Origin of the sequence: Leptospira adleri (assembly GCF_002811985.1) — a bacterium.
Classification (GTDB): domain Bacteria; phylum Spirochaetota; class Leptospiria; order Leptospirales; family Leptospiraceae; genus Leptospira; species Leptospira adleri.
This window is the reverse complement of sequence record NZ_NPDU01000030.1, coordinates 15,359-33,153: the sequence shown is the minus strand read 5'-3', so window position 1 is coordinate 33,153 and position 17,795 is coordinate 15,359. Positions and strand designations below refer to the sequence as shown.

The window sequence follows — 17,795 nt, the reverse complement described above, 5'->3', positions numbered from 1 at the left end:
ATCAAGCTGCAAGAACCTGTCCCAGTATTGGGACAGGTTCTTATTCTGAACCGGAATAAATAGCGATTAAAAACGGAAAATAAAACGCCTGGAAACAGAATCTAATCAATTTCATTTCTATTATAGTTTTGTTTATTAAGAATTTAATTGACGTTTTTTTTAAATTATAATTGACGAAATCGAAAAGCTATACTGAGATTCGCCTTCAAAGTATCAAAAATATTTCCTCAATAGAGTCGAGTTTTCTTCATCAAATTAGAACTGGAGAAAATTCATGAAAAGAAGTTGGGACAATTTTAGAATTCGTTTCCTATTTCGAAAAACCGGAATCGCAATTTTTGTGACGTTCGCTTTGTTCGTTACTCAGTCGGTGAGCGCGGCCTACGAAAGAACCGTATTAACTTACGATGTGATAGGTCGTAATTTTTACAACGGCCAGACAACGAACTACAGATTAAACGTAATCAAATACAAAAAAACCGGGATCATCTTAGATCCAAAACTTAAAAGTGTTTTGTGCGTCCACGGATTCGGCGACAACGGCACGATCTACGAACCGCTTGCCAAAGAATTGATCAATCAATCGAAGGCTCACACCGTTTACATATTGGATTTACCGGGACACGGTGAAAGCACCATGAGCCAGGGTTCCGCCTCCTCGCCGAAATACGTAAGCGACCTTACTCTGATTCACTACGCAGATGCGCTTCGAGCCTTGTTATCCCAAATGACGGTGACCGAGGGGAAAAAAATTCAGACGATTGTAGGGCATAGTTTAGGCGGGCTTGTCATTCAGATCATCCAAAATCAATTCGTCACACGAGGTTTGGGAGGAAATCTTCTTTCCAGCTTTGGAATCGAAACTACGATTTTGATCGCAAGTGATATTCCGTCGCCATTGCCGTGGTATCCGGGAGATACGGATATGAGCGATCCCAATTCAGCCAAAAGTCTGGTATGGAATTTTAAAATTCAAAAGATCGTAGAATTCGAACCCTATCCGCCGGTCATAGCCTTTGGAAATTTCGTACAAAGCCCGAACGATTTTTTTCTGGGTACAAAATATTCGATCAATGGTGTGCCCGTTTCGGGAGCACCCACTCCAAGCGAAATTCCGCTTATGAATAATTTGGAGCCATATCCCGCTGGAGCAAACGTAGTCGGTTTGGATCCTTCGGGAGAAACTACTGAATCCCGTCCTCGTTTACAAATTTCACCGAATATCTGGGCTGGGTTTAATCTCAAAGTAGTATGGCTCGACAAGGACCCGTTTTTCAGTCATTCCGAACTGCAAGGACTGGCTCAATATCTCAAAACCGGTTTGGATGTGATTACGATTTCCGATCCGGAAGCCGTACACGGAACTCCATATTCCAAACCGAGCCTATTAGTATCTTTGTTTTGAATTTGTACGGATGGACGTGTAACTTTTTTTAAAAAGCGGCGCGCCAATAAGAAGGATTGCTTCTTCCGAAAGAAACGTTTCCGGATTTCTTTTGGAAGAACTGTCCGGAAAGATCGAATCGTGCTTAAAATAGATTCTGGATTCTTCCGTCCTTAGCCGATTGAACGAACCTTAGGCAATCAGCAAGAACTCGGTTCTTGTACGCGGGTTAGATGGTTTCCAAAAAACATATCTGGCAAACGGAAATATCTTTCAAGAATGGAACAATTCCGCACAACGTTCGCCATCTGATTTGTTGTAAAAGCAACTCTTGTCGAACGAAATTTTTCAAACCTCTTACAAGGGATTTCAAAAAGACCAAAGATTTCGATCGAAAAGTTGCAAAACGGACCATCATGACTCGAAAAATATTCTTTCTCTTTCTTCTAGGCGGCATTTCCTTTTCCGTCTTCTCCGAAATTGGAAACAAACAAATCGCATATCTCATCTTGAAAAGAAACGAGCTCTACGCAAAGCAGGGCCACAGATTCAAGAATCGAATACTCGACTCCTATTTTAGAAAAATCGATTGGTATCGTCCTGCCGCAAAAACACCGAACCTGTCGAAACAGGACCGAGATCTCGCTGAAATATATCTCCTCCAAGAAAAAGAATACTCTCAGAAATACGCAAAATTCCTAATAAACGAAATTCAATGGGACGAATCTAAATTAGAATATTATGAAACGATTGAAAGAACCTTCCTAAAGAACGATCTTGTCCAAAATCAAATCGACAAAAATACGAAAGACATCCCTTACCGGTCCGAGGAAATATTCATCACCGGAATACGGGTCGCCGGAAAACCGAACGAGGAAAAACTGCTCGGTTCGATCGGAATGGCAAAAAGCGGAGAAATCGAATTCAAAAAATATTATACACTCGCGCCGTCCATGGATCGACAATTCATTAGAATTCTGGAATGTTCCATGGATTCGATCAACCAAGAGATCTGTTCCACAAAATACGTTTTGGAAAATCAGAGATTGGTCTCGGTGACACAGTCCGTTCCGCAGACGAGTTATATCTCCGAATGGATTTACATTTATCTGGAAGGAAGTTTATACAACACGAGATTTTATTTTAAAAGTATGGGACAAGTGGAAAAGGAAGTCGTAGTCAACAACGAATGAGAAATTTTTCCCGATTTCTTAATTCTTCTCTTTGCCAAAGACCGATTCCCTTTCGGCGATTTCCTTCAGGACGTCTTCGAATTCTCCTTCGACCAAAACTCCTCGGTTCTCGATCGCGTATTGCAGCATCAAGTTGAGGGAATTACCGAAGTCTTCGTTTAACAAATAACCGTCCTTGTCCATCTCGTAACCGGAAGAATGAGGAAACGTGGAAATCGATCCCTTTACGATTTCCGGCAAAGGAGGAAGCGATTTCGCGTAACCGTAGATATTTTTTCCGAGCGCGAACGCGTATCCGATTTCGAACGCGGTCCCGTCGTCGACGAGAGGTCCGCGAAACGGATTACAATTCGCGAGTACGATATCCGATTTGCGAATCAGTTCGCAATTTCCAAAAAAAATCTTTCGAGCGAGATCCCGGTTTCTTTCTAAGTCTCTCGGAATGTCGGAATCGAAAGGGGAAAGCGCCTGAAAGCCGGCGGAGAAACAAAGGGATTTTCTATCCTCCAGAACCGAAAGAGCTTCGGGTAAAAACACTTCCGGCCCCGCAAGATAGATCGTTTTCAAAGCAGATTCGTGATTGCGCCGTTCGTCGCCGACTGAACCAACTTCGCGTATTTTGCAAGAACTCCGGATTTGTAGCGAGGTTCCATCGGTTTCCAGTTTTTCAGTCGTTTGTCGATTTCTTCCTGAGAAATTTCCAGTTGGAGAAGATTCTTCGTAGAATCGATCGTAACGGTATCTCCGTTTTGGACGATCGCAATCGGACCTCCGTCAAACGCCTCCGGAGAAATATGTCCTACCACAAGACCGTGGGTTCCTCCGCTGAAACGACCGTCCGTCATTAAACCGACATCCTCTCCCAGTCCTTTTCCGACGAGCGCCGAAGTAACCGCGAGCATCTCTCTCATACCGGGTCCGCCCTTCGGACCTTCGTAACGAATGATGATCACGTCCCCCGCTTTGATTTGATCGTTCATAATCGCGTTAAAACAGTCGTCTTCGGATTCGAACACTTTCGCCGGACCGGTGATCGAAATCTTTTTCAATCCGGAAATCTTCGCGACTGCGCCCTCCGGTGCGAGATTTCCCTTTAAGATTACGAGCGGGCCGGACGGATGCAGAGCGTCCGCTTTCTTATGAACGATCGTCTGATTTGGAACGAGGTCGGACATGTCCTTCAAATTTTCCGCGATCGTCTTTCCGGTTACGGTCAGACAATCCCCGTGAAGCATTCCTTCCTTGAGAAGATATTTCATCACCCCGTGAACGCCTCCGACCTTATCCAGATCGGTCATAGAATATTTTCCTCCGGGTTTTAAATCCGCGAGGTGAGGAGTTTTTTTACTGATACGATCGAAGTCTTCCAGAGTAAGATCCACTCCGATCTCCTTCGCGATCGCGATCAAATGAAGCACTGCGTTCGTCGAACCGCCTAACACGAGAACTACGGTAATCGCGTTCTCAAACGCTTTTTTGGTAAGAATCTGCTTCGGAGTAATGTTCTTTTTGATGAGTTCTATCAAAGCCTTGCCGGCTTCGAAGCAGTCGTTCGACTTTCTGGAACTGACGGCGGGCATGGAAGCGGAACCGGGAAGACTCATTCCCAAGGCCTCGATCGCGGAAGACATCGTGTTCGCGGTGTACATTCCGCCGCAGCTTCCGGCGCCGGGAATCGCGCTCTGTTCGATCCGGACGAATTCTTCTCTCGAAATTTTTCCGGCGTTGATTTGTCCCACGGCTTCGAAAACGGAAACGATATCCACGTCGTGTCCGTCGCAGTTTCCAGGAAGAATGGTTCCCCCGTAGACAAAAATAGAGGGAACGTCGAGTCTGCAAAGCGCCATCAAACAACCCGGCATGTTTTTATCGCAGCCGCCGATCGCGATCACACCGTCGTGTCTCATCGCGTTCGAAACGATTTCGATCGAATCCGCGATCACTTCTCTCGAAGGAAGGGAAAAGTGCATTCCCTCGTGTCCCATCATGATTCCGTCCGACACGGTGATCGTTCCGTAGATCTGAGGAACTCCTCCCGCCGTGCGGACTCCTTCTTTCACTTTTTCTGCGAGCTTATTGATATGAATATTGCAAGGGGTGATTTCGCTCCAAGTGGAAGCGATTCCGATCATCGGTTTGTGAAAGTCTTCATCCGTAAAACCCACGGCGCGCAACATCGCGCGGTTCGGAGCGCGGTTGTCTCCGTCGGTCGTCATGGAACTTCTTTTTTTCAGGTTATCGCTCATCTTTAAATCCTACTTCTCTTCCGAAATACGATCGTATCGGGTTTTATAAAAATCGATTCCAATGCTGGAATAGAATTCCTGCGGCTTGTCTTTTTGATCCAGTAAAACTGGAATTTCGGGACACGCTGTAAGTACAATTTTGCGGACTCTCCCTCTGGTCAAATGGAAAAGTCAAAACGGCTTTTAAGAATTTATCGAAAGCGGAGAATTCCTTTCAAAAAAGGAAATACATTCGCGGCTTCGGTCAAAAAATCGTTTTTCAAATCCGAGCCTAGGAGAAAGTGAAATCGTGTATAAAGTCTTCGGAATGACCGTATCCGGTAATTGCCATAAGATACGAACCGCGCTGATTCTTTTGGATCAACAGTTCGAATGGATCGAAGTCGACACGAGAAAGGGAGAGACGAAAACTTCCGAATTCCTAAAAATCAACCCGAACGGAAAAATTCCCGTACTTCAGCTCGAGGACGGAACGAATATCCCCGAATCGAACGCGATCCTCTACTATCTCACAAGAGACACTCCGTTGTTTTCCAAGGACCTACTCGAACAAACTCGGATCTTAGAATGGCTGTTCTTTGAACAATACAGTCACGAACCCTTTGTCGCGGTCAATCGCTGGTTGATGAAATACGCGGCGGATGGAAGGGAGAATTCTTCCGTGCTGGAAAACAATCACATCAAGGGCAACAAGGCATTCTCGGTTATGGAAGATCATCTCCGGGGTAAGAATTTTTTCGTGGGCGAACGATTGACGATCGCGGATATCGCGTTGTACGCCTATTCGCACGTCGCGGAAGACGGAGGATTTTCCTTCGATGGATTTCCGAACGTTCGAAGATGGCTGGAGAACGTCCGCAGTTTTCCGAAAATGATCTCGATCCCAAGATGAAATTTTCGTTCAATTAGGTTCGCCCGCATCTAAAACATTCAGGAATTTTAATATGCCTACGATTATGACTCACACCGCGGTTCCGATCTCCTTTTGGATCGCATTCGGAAATAAATTCATTCCAGGACGATTGCTTTTGGTCGGGATCTTATTTTCGATTCTTCCCGACGCGGATGTGATCGCGTTTAAATTCGGAATTCCGTATGAAGACGATTTGGGTCATCGGGGATTCAGTCATTCGATTTTATTCGGATTCTTCCTTTCTCTCTTCGCCTGTGTATTGGTGCGATGGTTTCGAGCGAGAATCGGGGTTGTTCTTTTGTTTTTATGCGTCTCGATCGTTTCGCACGGAGTTCTGGACGCGATGACGAGCGGAGGACTTGGAGTAGGATTTTTAATCCCCTATTCTTCCGAACGTTTCTTTTTCGACTTCAGGCCGATCCGTGTTTCCCCGATCGGAATCAAAAACTTTTTGACTGAACGCGGGCTCTCCGTTTTGAAATCGGAATGGATCACAGTTTGGGTTCCACTTCTATCGATTTCCGTTTCGTTTTTTTTACTGCGAACTTTAGCGAGTCGTGTCCGCAACGGGAAAAAAGAGGCCGAAAACTGACGAATCGAGCCGGGACTTTACCGGTATTTCTCTCGAGAATCGGGACCTCTGAATTCTAATCGAGGCAAAATTCGTTTGTTTTGTGGTTTTACCGCCTCCTCTTGATTCGGATTCTTCCTTGTCCATCGCGCGACGTTTAGGATTTTTCGACGTTAGGCGGGAACGTCGTGATTGAAATCGAACGAAAAGAAAATTCATTTTTTCTAATGTTCGGATTCAAAAAAAATCGTTCGAGACTTTCAGATTCGTCCCGAACGATTCTCATTACTAAGTTTGATTTTTTTCAACCGGGATGATTTTTGCAGTATCCTTCCGGAATCGTAATTTCCAAACTCTTCTTGTATCCATTGTTCTTTATATCCATTTCCTGAATCCAGTTACCACGATTGACTCTCAAATCAAAAGTGTGCGGACCTTCCATAAACAACGGATCTTTTTCCAAATAATAGATCGGAAAGGTAACAGTCACGGTTTGACCGGGTTGAATCGATTCCAGTCCGATTCCGTTTCCCCAAACACCGTTTCCTACACCCCATACTTCGCCTCTTGTATCAAGTGCGTTCAAAAGTCCAACCTGTAATGCCGGAGGACTTGCGGCCTTTCCGATATTTTTCACTTCGGCGGTAATAAAAAGCATCGGCTTTCCCGCTCTACATTTCATTCCGCTCGGGTAGATGGAAGCCCGAGGAATTACTAAATCGGGAAGCAATTCTAAGGAGGGATTGGTGATTTTCATAGAAACACAAAATGTATTGTTGTTTTCATTCGATTCCAAAACGACTTCTTCAGGATCGACTTTTGCGCAAAGATCGTAGGTTCCCGCAGATAGGCTTTTTGGAATCTGAAGTCTTTCCAACTGATATTCCCCTTGTCTCGGCGCCAAATCCTTGGTAACACTCAAAGTTCCCAATCGGATCGGAGCCTCTTGGTTCGATTGTTGATTTTTAGAAAGAAGGTAATCTACTTTGTAACCGGTTTGCGAAGTGGTATTTCCTTTCACCGCGACGTTTCCATAATTCATGACGAATACGCCTTCCAGAAAAGTCTGGCCGGCCGGAAGAGTGTAAAAATTCGTAATCCCGGTCGGAATTAGATCCGGGCCCTCTCCGGAAGAGGAAGCGGGGTCGAATGAAGGATTCAGGATCATTTCAGACTGAACGGGGTTGTCCAGGTTGGATCCGCTAACGGCCGTTTCATATTCGATTCCGTTCGTATTTCCCGCGTTGGTTATAAGTGAAAGAAGTGGAATCATTTCCTCCCCGCTTTGAGAATTTTGATTACATCGAGCAAAAACAAGAAGGGTAATCAAAATAAGGATCGTTTTCGCTTTTGTTCTAAAATCTAGAGTCATAAAATTCTCCTTTAAGAAAGGCTTTCATTTGTCCGCCTCTCTTGTGGATGAAACATACGACTTCGAGTTCGAAACTGAGACAAAAAACGGAAGTCTTTTTGCGGTCGAACGTCCGGTTTTCGTAAAAAGATTCGTTCCTTTTTGAGAGCCCTCCTGTCAATTACGAACTATGCGTCGAGTTTGCGGGAGTTCCCACAATTTCTTAAAATCAATCCAATTTTAAATAACCTTGTGGAAAGCTGTGAGACGGTTCAATTTTATGGAACAATCAAAGTGATAAGTGGGTTGTTCTCGAAAGATTCGAACCCGGAAGGCAAAATTTCCAATGAAACAGTTTATCGTCGTCCTCCGCTATCTCACCCCGATCGAAATCGTAGATCAACACGTGACCGAACACAGGGCTTTTCTTTCCAAAGGATACGAACAAAAAATTCTTCTCGCGTCCGGTCCTCAGGAACCGAGAAGCGGAGGAATTTTAATCGCAAGGGCGGAATCGAGAAAGGACCTGGAGGCGTTCTGCCGCCAAGATCCTTTTTATACGAACGGAGTCGCCGAATACCAATTCATCGAGTGGAATCCGGTCAAATACCAGAAAGAATTCGAGTTCTGGCTTTAGAGTTTTGCGAGTTCGTAGACGTCCACGGGCTCTTCTCTTCCCTTTACATGAATCGAAGAAAGATGTCTTCCTGGAACCTTGTCTTTCACGTTGTCGAAAACCGCCTGTGTGACTAAAAATTTCGTCTGAAATTCCTTGTTCAACTGTTCGACCCTCGAAGCGAGATTGACCACGTCTCCGATGATCGTATATTCCTTGCGGGCTTCGGATCCCACGTTACCCGTCATCGCTTCGCCGGAATGCAAGCCGATCCCTATGTTCGTTTCGGGGATTTTCCCTTCCAGATTGAGCTGTTCCACTTTTTTTAAAATCGACAAGGACGCGTTGACCGCGTTGTGAATGTCGTTGGCTCCGTCCGAGATCGGAGCTCCGAACACGGCCATAAAACCGTCTCCGAGAAATTTATTGATCATACCGTTGTGCATATTCACGATATCGATCAGATGCGTAAAAAGATAATTGAGATAATCAATAACTTCGCCAGGAGATCGTTTTTCGGAGAATCTCGTGAAGTTGCGGATATCCAAAAACATCACGCATACGTGTTTGAACTCGGAAAAATTCTCGCTCTTCTGCTCAAGAAGTCGATCCACAACTTCGGGAGAAACATACTGACCGAACATTCCGACTACCTTATTCTTTTCCTGAACAGCGTCCGTTGCCGAAATCAAGGTCCTTTTTAATTGAACCGCGACAAATCCGGAGACAACTCCACCCATGAGCAGAAGAACCCCCTTGCCGAAAAACGGCATAAAGGAATTGAAAAACTGAAGTTCAAACTTCGTCTGACTCGCGGGAATATAAACAAACGCTAAAGCGAACAATTCCACGCCGGCGATCAAACCCGTAAAAACGCTCAATGAAAATTCGAGACGCAAAACGGAAAGGATGATAAAGATAAAATAAATATAAGGCGCGGGTGAATAGAGCGGAATCAGAGGAGAATCGAAAGAATTGATGTTCAGCCACAGAAGCAAGGTGACAAAAGAAATCTCCACAAATGCGTTCACGAATCTTGCGGGAGGAAAGACCACTTTCCGTTTTTTCTGATACAACTGAAAAACTTTATAAACGATGAATTCGTAGAGCGAAATCCCGAGACCGGTCAGAACGATCGCTTCAAAGGGAAGACGAACTCCGACTTCTTTCGTCATCCGAGCGCCGATCAGAAAATAAACGACTCCTACAACGATACTCGCCGCAAAAAAGAAACGAAATAAAATTCGAGTCCGAACGATTTCACTTTTTAAAACTTCAAAAGAAAGCGTATCCATCATGAGCGCTTTTTTTCTTTGAATGAGTTCTTGAAAACCTTTGAGCATTTCTGATTCTCCATTGGATCTCGATTGTAAAACGATGGGATCCGAGTTGGAAATACAATTCTCAATCGCGGATAAAAAGAAACCAGAAATCAAATCAAAGACAAAAAACGAAACGAATCGGATCAGTTTCTCGTCCAGTTTTCATTTGTAAGCAAAAACTTTTGCAATGATTTTCCGGACTCGGACGACAAACCTTCTTCCAATGTTCTTTCCCAAAGCAGATCCAAGGTTTCGTTCCAAACGTTTCTTTTGATCCTTCCTTGTTTTAATACATTCCACTTTATAAACAGAATTGCTTTCGCTTGCTCTTTTTGTTTTCGGGTCAATGGATGAGTATTTAATAATTTTAGAATGGAGTAAATTCGAAATCGATCCATCACCGGATATCGAAACGAAAGCTGATCCTCGTGACCTCCGTATCGAATCAAAAGTTCTTCGCTTAACAACGCGACCGGATTGAAAGCGCTGACCCGCAACCAAAGATCGTAGTCTTCGCAGGCGGGTAAGTTTTCGTCCATCCCTCCGTTTTCCCAAAAAAGATCTTTCCGCAAAATGACTGACGAAGGAGTGACCGCACAGAACTCAAGACTTTCTGCGAATATGGATCCGTCCTTCTTTTGTAGATAAACGGGCGGGTTCACGCGTTTTCCGTTTCGAATCCAAATCTCCAAGGACTGAAGAATCCGTATCGACGGATGTTTTTTCAGAACGTCCCATTGTCTTTCCAATTTGTTAGGAAGCCATTCGTCGTCCGAATCTAGAAACGCGATCCAATCCGTCGATGCCGCTTCCACTCCGCGGTTTCTCGCAAAGCTCACTCCGCGATGCTCGAGAGAAAGAATTCGGATTCTTTCCAAAAAATTAGAAAACCGTTCCTTGATACTAAAGACGGTCGCGTCTGTAGAACCGTCGTCCACGATCAGAATTTCCTGCGGAACTTTTGTCTGACGAAGAACGCTTTCTATCGAGTTTAAAATCTTTTTTTCCCGATTGTATGTGGGAATGACGACCGTGATCGGAAGAAAACTCATAGAAGACTTTTTTCGATCGAATATTGAGCGCAAATTTTCCGGGGTTCCGGATCCAAAACCTCGGGACTCCAGAACCGAAGCGTTTTCCATCCATTCCGTTCTCCATCGATCGTACATTCAAATTTTAGAATATTCTCGCCTTCGATCGTTTGAAATTCAGGGTTGTCTCTCGGAACCATCGTTTTCATAAATGGAACCACGACTCTATGTCCTCCCTCGATATCGATCTTGGAAACTCCGTTGGGAAGATTCAAGTTCGGGATTACGGTATAGAAATCAAACTTAGACACTAAAACGAGCCGGCTTTTACCTTCCAAGATCCACGCGATATCCGATTTCCCCCCGGGCGGAAAATAAATCCCGGAACGAAACATTTTTGTGGAAAAAAAGAAAAGGGAAACACAAAGAAATAAAATAAGAATCAAGACCGTTTTCAATAGATTCTTTTTTTGGAATATTCTATATAAATAATATTCTTCTTTATCGGAAGCGTCTTTTCCGAAATAACCGAACAAAACGATCCACTGCAAAAAAACGGCCTTGAGATAAAACCATTCCTGAAAAAAGGAATAAACAAAAACGGAAAGAACGGATCCGAAATATAACGCTCGAACGTAAATCGGCTTTTCCTTTTTTCCTCCGGGAAAAGCGACGGCGTCCAAAAGAAAAGCCCAGAGAAGAATGAACAGGATTCCGCCCAAAATTCCGAGACCCGATAGAACTTGGATCCATTGATTGTGCGTTGTATGATAGAGACTTTCCTTTCCGGTTTGACTAAGACAACATTCATTGTACCAACCATACGACTCGAACCCTCCGCCGAACAGAGGTTTGTTTAAAAACAACTTCCATCCGGCTCGGAAATGAGAAAGACGTTCCGGATCGGCGGCGCCGAAGTTCGTATAAACGATCAGGATCGGAAAGACGATTCCGCAAAGGATCAGCGCTAAAATTCCGAAACGAACCGCGGTCTTTTGAACGGATTCGTTTTTTATCAATTGAAAGAAGAGTAAATAAACTCCCGCGCAAATCCAGAGAATCGCAAAGGAAAACATCCCTCCCCTGGCTCCGATCCAGACAAACGTTAGCGAAAGGACGATAAAAATTCCGAACAACGAAAAGATTCGGATTCGATTCTTACTTTGTAAGTTTTTGAAAGCCGAATCTTGTGGTTCTTCCAGTCCGGATTCTCCCGTAAATCGAAAGAGCAAGTAGAACACAAAGGGAAGACTTGAGACGAGAGAAACTGAGAACCAGCTTCGGTTCCAAAATAAGGATTGGATCGCAAAATTCGTCTGCAGCTCTTTCATCCAGACAAAATAGGAATGCGGAAGCGCGACCAGTTTGTAGCCGTCCAACCAAAGGTGATAGGCGTCTAACTTGGATTTTACGAAAGGGAAAAAATATTCCATCCATCCCACAAGAACCACGATAAAAAGACCGACCCCCATTCCGATCGCCCAAAAATCCAAGAGACGATCCGGCCTTTCGTTTTCACGCAGCCATTCCCTTCTCGTATTCCATCCGATCCAAAACAGAATTCCGATTCCGAGAAGTTTGATCGGATACCAAGGCTCGAGTTCCGTGGAATGCAAAAACCAAAACCATCCCTTTTGATAGAATCGAAGATCGGCGAGAAGTTCGGGGTTGGCGAGAAGACTCAAAATTCCGGCGGCAAAAAAGGCGGAGAGAAGAATTCCGATCGGACGTTTCCAAAATTCCAGAGAGAAGACCGCCGTTCCGGAAAGTTTGAGTTCTACGATTCCGCGAACGGACCAAAAAATCCAAAGGGAATCCTGGAGTTCTAAAAACCTTCCGCCGGGATGATTTCCGAAAAATACGGACGAACCGGCGAGAATCGCTGTGGCGACTAACGGAGAATTCAGATCGATCAGGACGAATAATAGAGTGAAAGCGGTGAAAAGGATTCTATATTTCCACGGATAAAAGCTCAACAAGGGAAGAAGAAGCAAAAGTGCGAATCCGATCCAAAATATCGTCTTTCGATCTCGGTTCCAAAAATCGAAAAAGACCGGATTTCGTTTTTGACTTTGCATAAGGATAGAGAAATTCAAAAGGATTTTTTCCGAAACGATAAAACGATTCTCTTGCGCCGGAGATATCGATTCTTATTCCGAAAGGGATTTTTTTGTTTCCATGAAAAACTCGTTTCTGAAATAGTTGTATGTAAGTTCTCTTTTATGCAACAACTGGAAGAATCCACAATCTACCCCGATAAAAATCTGTTTCGCGTGGAGTTTCGTAAGAACATCTGCTCCGTGGAATCCGAGGAAATCGAAATCATTCTTTCGCAGATCCGTGAAATTCGACCGAACTCCGTACTTTTGGATCTGACTCCGGTCGTTGCGATTCCTTCCATGGTTCTCAACCGAATTCTTAAATTTATATCCGACCTGAAAAAAGAACAAATCCAAATTTCGGAAGTAAAATTGAGCGAAGGATTGCAGTTGGTGCTTTCCAAACTCAAGATCAATTTGGGATGAAACGTCTTCTTTCCGTTTCCCTCTCGATCACGATCCTCTTTCAAGCGGTAGTATTTTCGAGCGGTCTTTTCGGTTGTGTTCTCGCCGAACAGGCGAAGATCTGCGAATGCAATCACGGAAGTCGGGTTCAAAAACACGCAAACACGGAAGACGATCGTTTTTCAAAAGTGGTTCGAAGCGTTTCGGAAGAAACTCACGATTCTAAAAAACTTCCGGACTGTCACTCCGCGCAATCGGGCGAAACTCATACCTGCGCGTGTAAAAAATCGGAAAATAAAATGTCTCAGCTGAGCGCGTTTTATTCCGTTCTTTTCAATACGGAAACGTTTTGGATCGTGGAACCGGCTTCCGATCTTCTGGAAATTAGAATATTCAAAGATTTGAATACTGGAATTAACTCCTCTTTTCCCCTCATCAAACCGCCTCAATTCTCCTAAATTTCGATTCAGCCAAAGAAAGACGGCCAACCTTCTTTGGTAATTCATCGGCATTTATATATTTCAGGAGAATTCTCATGTTTAAGAATTTTTTAGTTTCACTTTCTATCCTAATCTTAGGTTTTACTTTCGTTCACTGTCCTTGGGACAAAAAGAAGAATGACGACGATATGACCACGATCGCCGCGCTCGTTGCGTTAGGCGGAACATCGGGAGTTCAATTTTCTGCTTACGCGGGATCTCAAAAGTTGGAATGCGGTCAAACCCTAAAAGGTCACGGACTCACGCTCGAATCCCTTCCGTTTATTCCGACGGCTCATATCGCGGAAAGCGTCACCTTCCAACTTCACGACTTTCGACTCTTCGTCTACGGAGTCACACTCATCGCGGCGGATGGTACCGAAATTCCTCTGACTCTGAATCAGGACGGTAAGTTTCAATACGGGAATATCGCACTTTTGGATTTCGAAAATAAGACCGGAAAATGCGACGGAACCGCAGAGACGAACAATCTTGTGGCGGCCGCGATTCCGATGGGAACTTACAAAGGAATCAAGTTCACGGTCGGACTTCCCGAAGACAAAAATCACTTAAACGCGGACAATCAACCTTCTCCGTTAAACACTACGGGAATGTTCTGGAGTTGGACCGCAGGTTACAAATTCTTAAAATTGGATTTTGAAACCGCAGAAACCGGCGCCGCCGGAACTTCGGTTCACATCGGATCCGGAGATTGCACCGGAACCGGCAGCGCGAGCACATGCGTTCGTGCAAACCGAATCCCGGTTACTTTGACTCCCGACGGCGGTTTTAATCCCGCGGCGCAGACCGTTAAAATCAACGTGCAGGCTCTTTTGCAAGGGATCGATCTCACCGCCGACGCAAACGGAGCCATGTGTATGTCGGGAACCGCCGGTATGATGGCCGTAGGCTGCCCCACCATCTTTCCGAATATCGGTTTGAATCTTACCACCGGACTTCCGATCACTCCGGTTCAAACCGTCTTTTCGATCGTCTCCAAATAACACGCGATAACGCCCGGAAATCTCCGGGCGTTGCAAGGGGAATTACATGAGATTTTTATTATATTCTATTTCTTTTATTTTTTTGATCGAATGCGGATCCGGAATTCTTCCGATCGATCCTTTCAAAAAGAAAGAATCCCAAAATAACGACGTGTTGCTTCTATTCCTTTTGCCTCAGGATTCTTACGTATGGAATCTTCCGAACGGTTTTCCGATTCCTTTGGTTCCTGCTTCCAATCCGATGACTCAGGCAAAAGTCGACTTGGGGCGATTTTTGTTTTTTGATAAGCGAATTTCGGGAAACCAAACACAATCCTGCGGCTCCTGTCATAAACAATCAAAGGCTTATACGGACGGACTTGCGAACGCGATCGGTTCCACAGGCGACGTTCATCCGAGGAACTCGCAAGGGATCATCAACGTCGCCTACAATCTCCGCCAAACATGGGTGAATCCCAACCTGAGAAATTTGGAGGATCAAATGTTGGTTCCCATCTTCGGAGAACATCCTGTAGAACTGGGGCTCGCGAACAGAGAAAACGAAATGTTGGATCGTCTCCGAGCGGATAACAGATATCAGGCGATGTTTGCGAGCGCGTTTCCAGGAGGAGATCCTTTTTCAACGACTAACGTCGTAAAGGCGATCGCCAGTTTCGAGAGAACCCTGATTTCCGGCCGTTCCCCCTACGACAAATATCTTTATGACGGAGACGTTTCCGCTCTTGGAAATTCGACGCAGAGGGCTTCCATTTTGAGAGGGGCGCAGATATTCTCCTCCGAAAAAGGGGAATGTTTTCATTGTCACGGCGGTTTTAACTTTTCAACCACGAGCGTGCACGTGGGAACCGTAACGGAAGAAGTCTCCTTTCACAACAACGGTCTCTACAATATCGGAGGCAACGGAAGTTATCCGACCGGGAACCAAGGCCTTTTCGAATTCACAGGACTCGCTTCCGACAAAGGAAAATTCAGAGCGCCATCGATTCGTAATATAGAATTGACCGCACCCTACATGCACGACGGTTCGATCGATACTCTGGAAAACGTAGTGGAACACTACAACAACGGAGGAAGAAACGTGACCAGCGGACCGAACATCGGGGATGGAAGAACCAACCCGAATAAGAACAATTTCGTATTTGCAATCGGACTTACCGCGGGCGAAAAAACGGACCTCGTAAATTTTCTCAAAAGTTTAACCGATACGGAATTCGTGAACAATGTTAAAAACAGCGATCCATTTTAGTTTATTTTCGTTTCTCCTCCTATCTTGCACCTTCGGCTCCGTGGGTGATTCTAGAAAAGAGGAAGCCAAAATGTTACAGAGGCTTTTGACTTTGATCGGACAAAGGCCTTCCGCTTTTCAAACCGGAATTTATTTCACGGACGATCAGCAGGACGTAAACATCGGAGTCTTCAGTCTGATATCGGGCGGGACTACATACAACTTACAGCTGTTAGCCGGATCGAAGATCGTTTGGGACGGAGTTGCGATCCGGGTCAATCCGAATCCGGTTCCTACGGTTCCGGAACAAACCAGAACCGTCGATCGGGACGAACATTCGGCGGCGTCTCACACTCCTTATACGGTGCCTTTGGATTTGCCGGTGACTTCTCCTTACGGAGTTGACTACGGCACGCCTTCCTTTACGGATCAGAATTTAGAAGTTGTCAACGGATCGATACTTACCGGCGACGTCCACTCTTCGATCGTTCCGCAGATTCAAGGAATTCCTTCGGGTTATCTCGCTTCGGTAAAATATAAAGTACAATCCTTGGATCTTACGTTTCAAATCACCGCACCCGGACCGATCAACGCTTCGGTAAGAATTCAACTGGCTCCCTTTGTATTGGAGCTGTTCCCAAGATGCAGATTCGATATCGTCCCGGAAAAACTAGGAAATTTTCCGGTCACTTGGAATCTCACCGGAATCTTGCAAGATCAGAGCGGAACATCAATCCTTGGCGCGATTCCCGCCGCAGGCAATTTCAACATCAATCCCTATCAAAACGTCAATCTATACAATTTGATTTTAGCCAATTTTCGTCAACAGGACCGGGTTTTGTATCAAACCGGGTGCAGCCTATTTTAATGAAACACAATATTCTAATATTAACGATTTTTACTATATTTTTAGTCTCGAGGCCGGCGTTCTCCCATCATACCGGAATGGGAGGAAGCGATCAGGCATCCACTCGTTTTGTGGATCCTTTTACCGGTAAAAGGGAAAAACCCGCAAACTACTTCGTACTAACGCAGGATTTTTACAAACAAACAAACGAAAACAGCAATATCCATACTACGACTTTTTACGGCGAAATGAATCTGAAAAACGGAATGTTTGCGATCAATCTTAGCACGCCCTACACTTACTACGAACAAAAGGATCGATCGGACGCCGCTCGAATCGGTAAAACTTACATCGGAATGAAGTATCTTCCTTTGATCGACTTTCAAAAAAACTACTTTTTAGTATTGAGCGCGAACGTCGGATTCCCTTCAGGACCGGATACCGATAAGTTCACCGGCGGAAATTATTATTCCGGAATTCCGGGCCTCACCCTCGGTTATCTCTGGGGGAAATTCAGCTTTGTTACAAGGCTCAGCGGAATTTTTCCGCTTACCAGATCCCAGCCGAACAACTTACAAGACAACGACGGGATCGCCTACTGGCTCCGAGATCCTTCCTCGGCGCCTCCTCAGGAAGCGTATTTACTCAAAAAGACTACGTTGATTTCGGGTTACGTGACTTGGCTTTGGAAACCTGGACTTTCTTTTTTTACCGGATATCTATATAGAACCCCGTATGAAGGAGTCGATTTAAAGACGACCGATCAGGGAAAAGTCCCTTCGATCTTCAGGGAAGTCAGCGTCGGATTCTCCGCAAACGTTTCCGAAAAGCTCAACTTCAACCTCGCCTATCGTTATCCGCTCCTTCGAGGCGAAGAACAGCGGTTATACGATTACGCGATCACCGCGGCGGTCTCGATCGAAATTTCCGGATTGGAGAACGATGAAACCGAAGTAAAAAAAGAATCCGATTTGCGGGAAGAAGACAGTAAGAATTCTCCGGAATCGAAAGAGGAAACAAAACCGGACACGGAAAAGAAAACTGAAAATTAAAAAACGAAACTTCGATCCGAAAGTGGATCTTCATTTCAAAAGCGCCTAACGTTCTTT

17 protein-coding genes are annotated in these 17,795 nt (G+C 44.9%); 11 read left to right on the top strand and 6 right to left on the bottom strand.

Annotated elements, in window-relative coordinates; genetic code table 11:
- Positions 1 to 274: 274 nt before the first annotated feature.
- Both CH376_RS12775 and CH376_RS12770 read left to right on the top strand, forming a co-directional pair.
- A complete protein-coding gene (locus tag CH376_RS12775) occupies positions 275 to 1,405 on the top strand; it encodes an alpha/beta fold hydrolase (protein ID WP_100784186.1) in 1,131 nt (376 codons plus the stop codon).
- Between the two features lie 395 nt (positions 1,406 to 1,800).
- Complete coding sequence (locus tag CH376_RS12770) at positions 1,801 to 2,577, top strand: YARHG domain-containing protein (RefSeq protein ID WP_165781681.1); 777 nt, start codon at positions 1,801 to 1,803, stop codon at positions 2,575 to 2,577.
- 18 nt (positions 2,578 to 2,595) lie between these two features.
- Here CH376_RS12770 and CH376_RS12765 read toward each other — a convergent pair whose 3' ends face one another.
- Both CH376_RS12765 and ilvD read right to left on the bottom strand, forming a co-directional pair.
- A complete protein-coding gene (locus CH376_RS12765; protein WP_100784184.1) occupies positions 2,596 to 3,144 on the bottom strand; it encodes a nucleoside 2-deoxyribosyltransferase in 549 nt (182 codons plus the stop codon).
- On the bottom strand, positions 3,141 to 4,823 hold the full coding sequence (gene ilvD, locus CH376_RS12760; RefSeq protein WP_100784183.1) for a dihydroxy-acid dehydratase: 1,683 nt from the start codon (positions 4,821 to 4,823) through the stop codon (positions 3,141 to 3,143). Before ilvD ends, CH376_RS12765 begins: the two co-directional genes overlap by 4 nt.
- A gap of 289 nt (positions 4,824 to 5,112) precedes the next feature.
- Here ilvD and CH376_RS12755 point away from each other — a divergent pair, with 289 nt between their 5' ends.
- Together CH376_RS12755 and CH376_RS12750 are read left to right on the top strand one after the other, a co-directional pair.
- Positions 5,113 to 5,715 carry a glutathione S-transferase family protein gene (locus CH376_RS12755; RefSeq protein ID WP_243394669.1) on the top strand — a complete coding sequence of 201 codons (603 nt, stop codon included), beginning with the start codon at positions 5,113 to 5,115 and terminating at the stop codon, positions 5,713 to 5,715.
- 64 nt (positions 5,716 to 5,779) lie between these two features.
- A complete protein-coding gene (locus tag CH376_RS12750) occupies positions 5,780 to 6,328 on the top strand; it encodes a metal-dependent hydrolase (protein ID WP_100784486.1) in 549 nt (182 codons plus the stop codon).
- Positions 6,329 to 6,611: 283 nt separating this feature from the next.
- Here the strand turns inward: CH376_RS12750 and CH376_RS12745 are convergent, their stop codons facing one another.
- Positions 6,612 to 7,679, bottom strand: coding sequence for a CARDB domain-containing protein (locus CH376_RS12745; protein ID WP_100784182.1), 1,068 nt, complete (start codon positions 7,677 to 7,679; stop codon positions 6,612 to 6,614).
- 325 nt (positions 7,680 to 8,004) lie between these two features.
- On the opposite strand from CH376_RS12745, the gene CH376_RS12740 reads away from it, so the two are divergent.
- On the top strand, positions 8,005 to 8,295 hold the full coding sequence (locus CH376_RS12740) for a YciI family protein (RefSeq protein WP_100784181.1): 291 nt from the start codon (positions 8,005 to 8,007) through the stop codon (positions 8,293 to 8,295).
- Here the strand turns inward: CH376_RS12740 and CH376_RS12735 are convergent.
- From CH376_RS12735 to CH376_RS12725, 3 genes are all read right to left on the bottom strand, one after another.
- Positions 8,292 to 9,617 carry an adenylate/guanylate cyclase domain-containing protein gene (locus CH376_RS12735; protein ID WP_100784180.1) on the bottom strand — a complete coding sequence of 442 codons (1,326 nt, stop codon included), beginning with the start codon at positions 9,615 to 9,617 and terminating at the stop codon, positions 8,292 to 8,294. The two genes, CH376_RS12740 and CH376_RS12735, sit on opposite strands and share 4 nt — an antisense overlap.
- Positions 9,618 to 9,739: 122 nt before the next feature.
- Positions 9,740 to 10,648 (bottom strand): glycosyltransferase family 2 protein, encoded by a 909-nt coding sequence (locus CH376_RS12730; protein WP_100784179.1) that lies wholly within the window; start codon positions 10,646 to 10,648, stop codon positions 9,740 to 9,742.
- Entirely contained in the window at positions 10,645 to 12,723 is a 2,079-nt protein-coding gene (locus CH376_RS12725) for an O-antigen ligase family protein (RefSeq protein ID WP_243394668.1), read from the bottom strand. The genes CH376_RS12730 and CH376_RS12725 overlap by 4 nt, the downstream gene beginning before the upstream one ends.
- Before the next feature lie 126 nt (positions 12,724 to 12,849).
- Between CH376_RS12725 and CH376_RS12720 the strand changes: the two genes are divergently transcribed.
- The 6 genes from CH376_RS12720 to CH376_RS12695 all read left to right on the top strand — a co-directional run bounded on the left by CH376_RS12720 (position 12,850) and on the right by CH376_RS12695 (position 17,738).
- Positions 12,850 to 13,152, top strand: coding sequence for a sulfate transporter (locus CH376_RS12720; protein WP_100784485.1), 303 nt, complete (start codon positions 12,850 to 12,852; stop codon positions 13,150 to 13,152).
- Positions 13,149 to 13,589, top strand: a complete 441-nt coding sequence (locus tag CH376_RS12715; RefSeq protein WP_100784177.1) for an LIC_11090 family protein — start codon at positions 13,149 to 13,151, stop codon at positions 13,587 to 13,589. Before CH376_RS12720 ends, CH376_RS12715 begins: the two co-directional genes overlap by 4 nt.
- Before the next feature lie 77 nt (positions 13,590 to 13,666).
- Positions 13,667 to 14,614, top strand: coding sequence for an MbnP family copper-binding protein (locus tag CH376_RS12710; RefSeq protein ID WP_100784176.1), 948 nt, complete (start codon positions 13,667 to 13,669; stop codon positions 14,612 to 14,614).
- 46 nt (positions 14,615 to 14,660) lie between these two features.
- Entirely contained in the window at positions 14,661 to 15,860 is a 1,200-nt protein-coding gene (locus tag CH376_RS12705) for an MbnH family di-heme enzyme (RefSeq protein ID WP_100784175.1), read from the top strand.
- Positions 15,835 to 16,707 carry a laminin/fibronectin-binding adhesin Lsa30 gene (gene lsa30 / locus CH376_RS12700; RefSeq protein ID WP_100784174.1) on the top strand — a complete coding sequence of 291 codons (873 nt, stop codon included), beginning with the start codon at positions 15,835 to 15,837 and terminating at the stop codon, positions 16,705 to 16,707. Before CH376_RS12705 ends, lsa30 begins: the two co-directional genes overlap by 26 nt.
- Positions 16,707 to 17,738 carry an LIC11086 family outer membrane transporter gene (locus CH376_RS12695; protein ID WP_100784173.1) on the top strand — a complete coding sequence of 344 codons (1,032 nt, stop codon included), beginning with the start codon at positions 16,707 to 16,709 and terminating at the stop codon, positions 17,736 to 17,738. The genes lsa30 and CH376_RS12695 overlap by 1 nt, the downstream gene beginning before the upstream one ends.
- Positions 17,739 to 17,795: the final 57 nt, after the last annotated feature.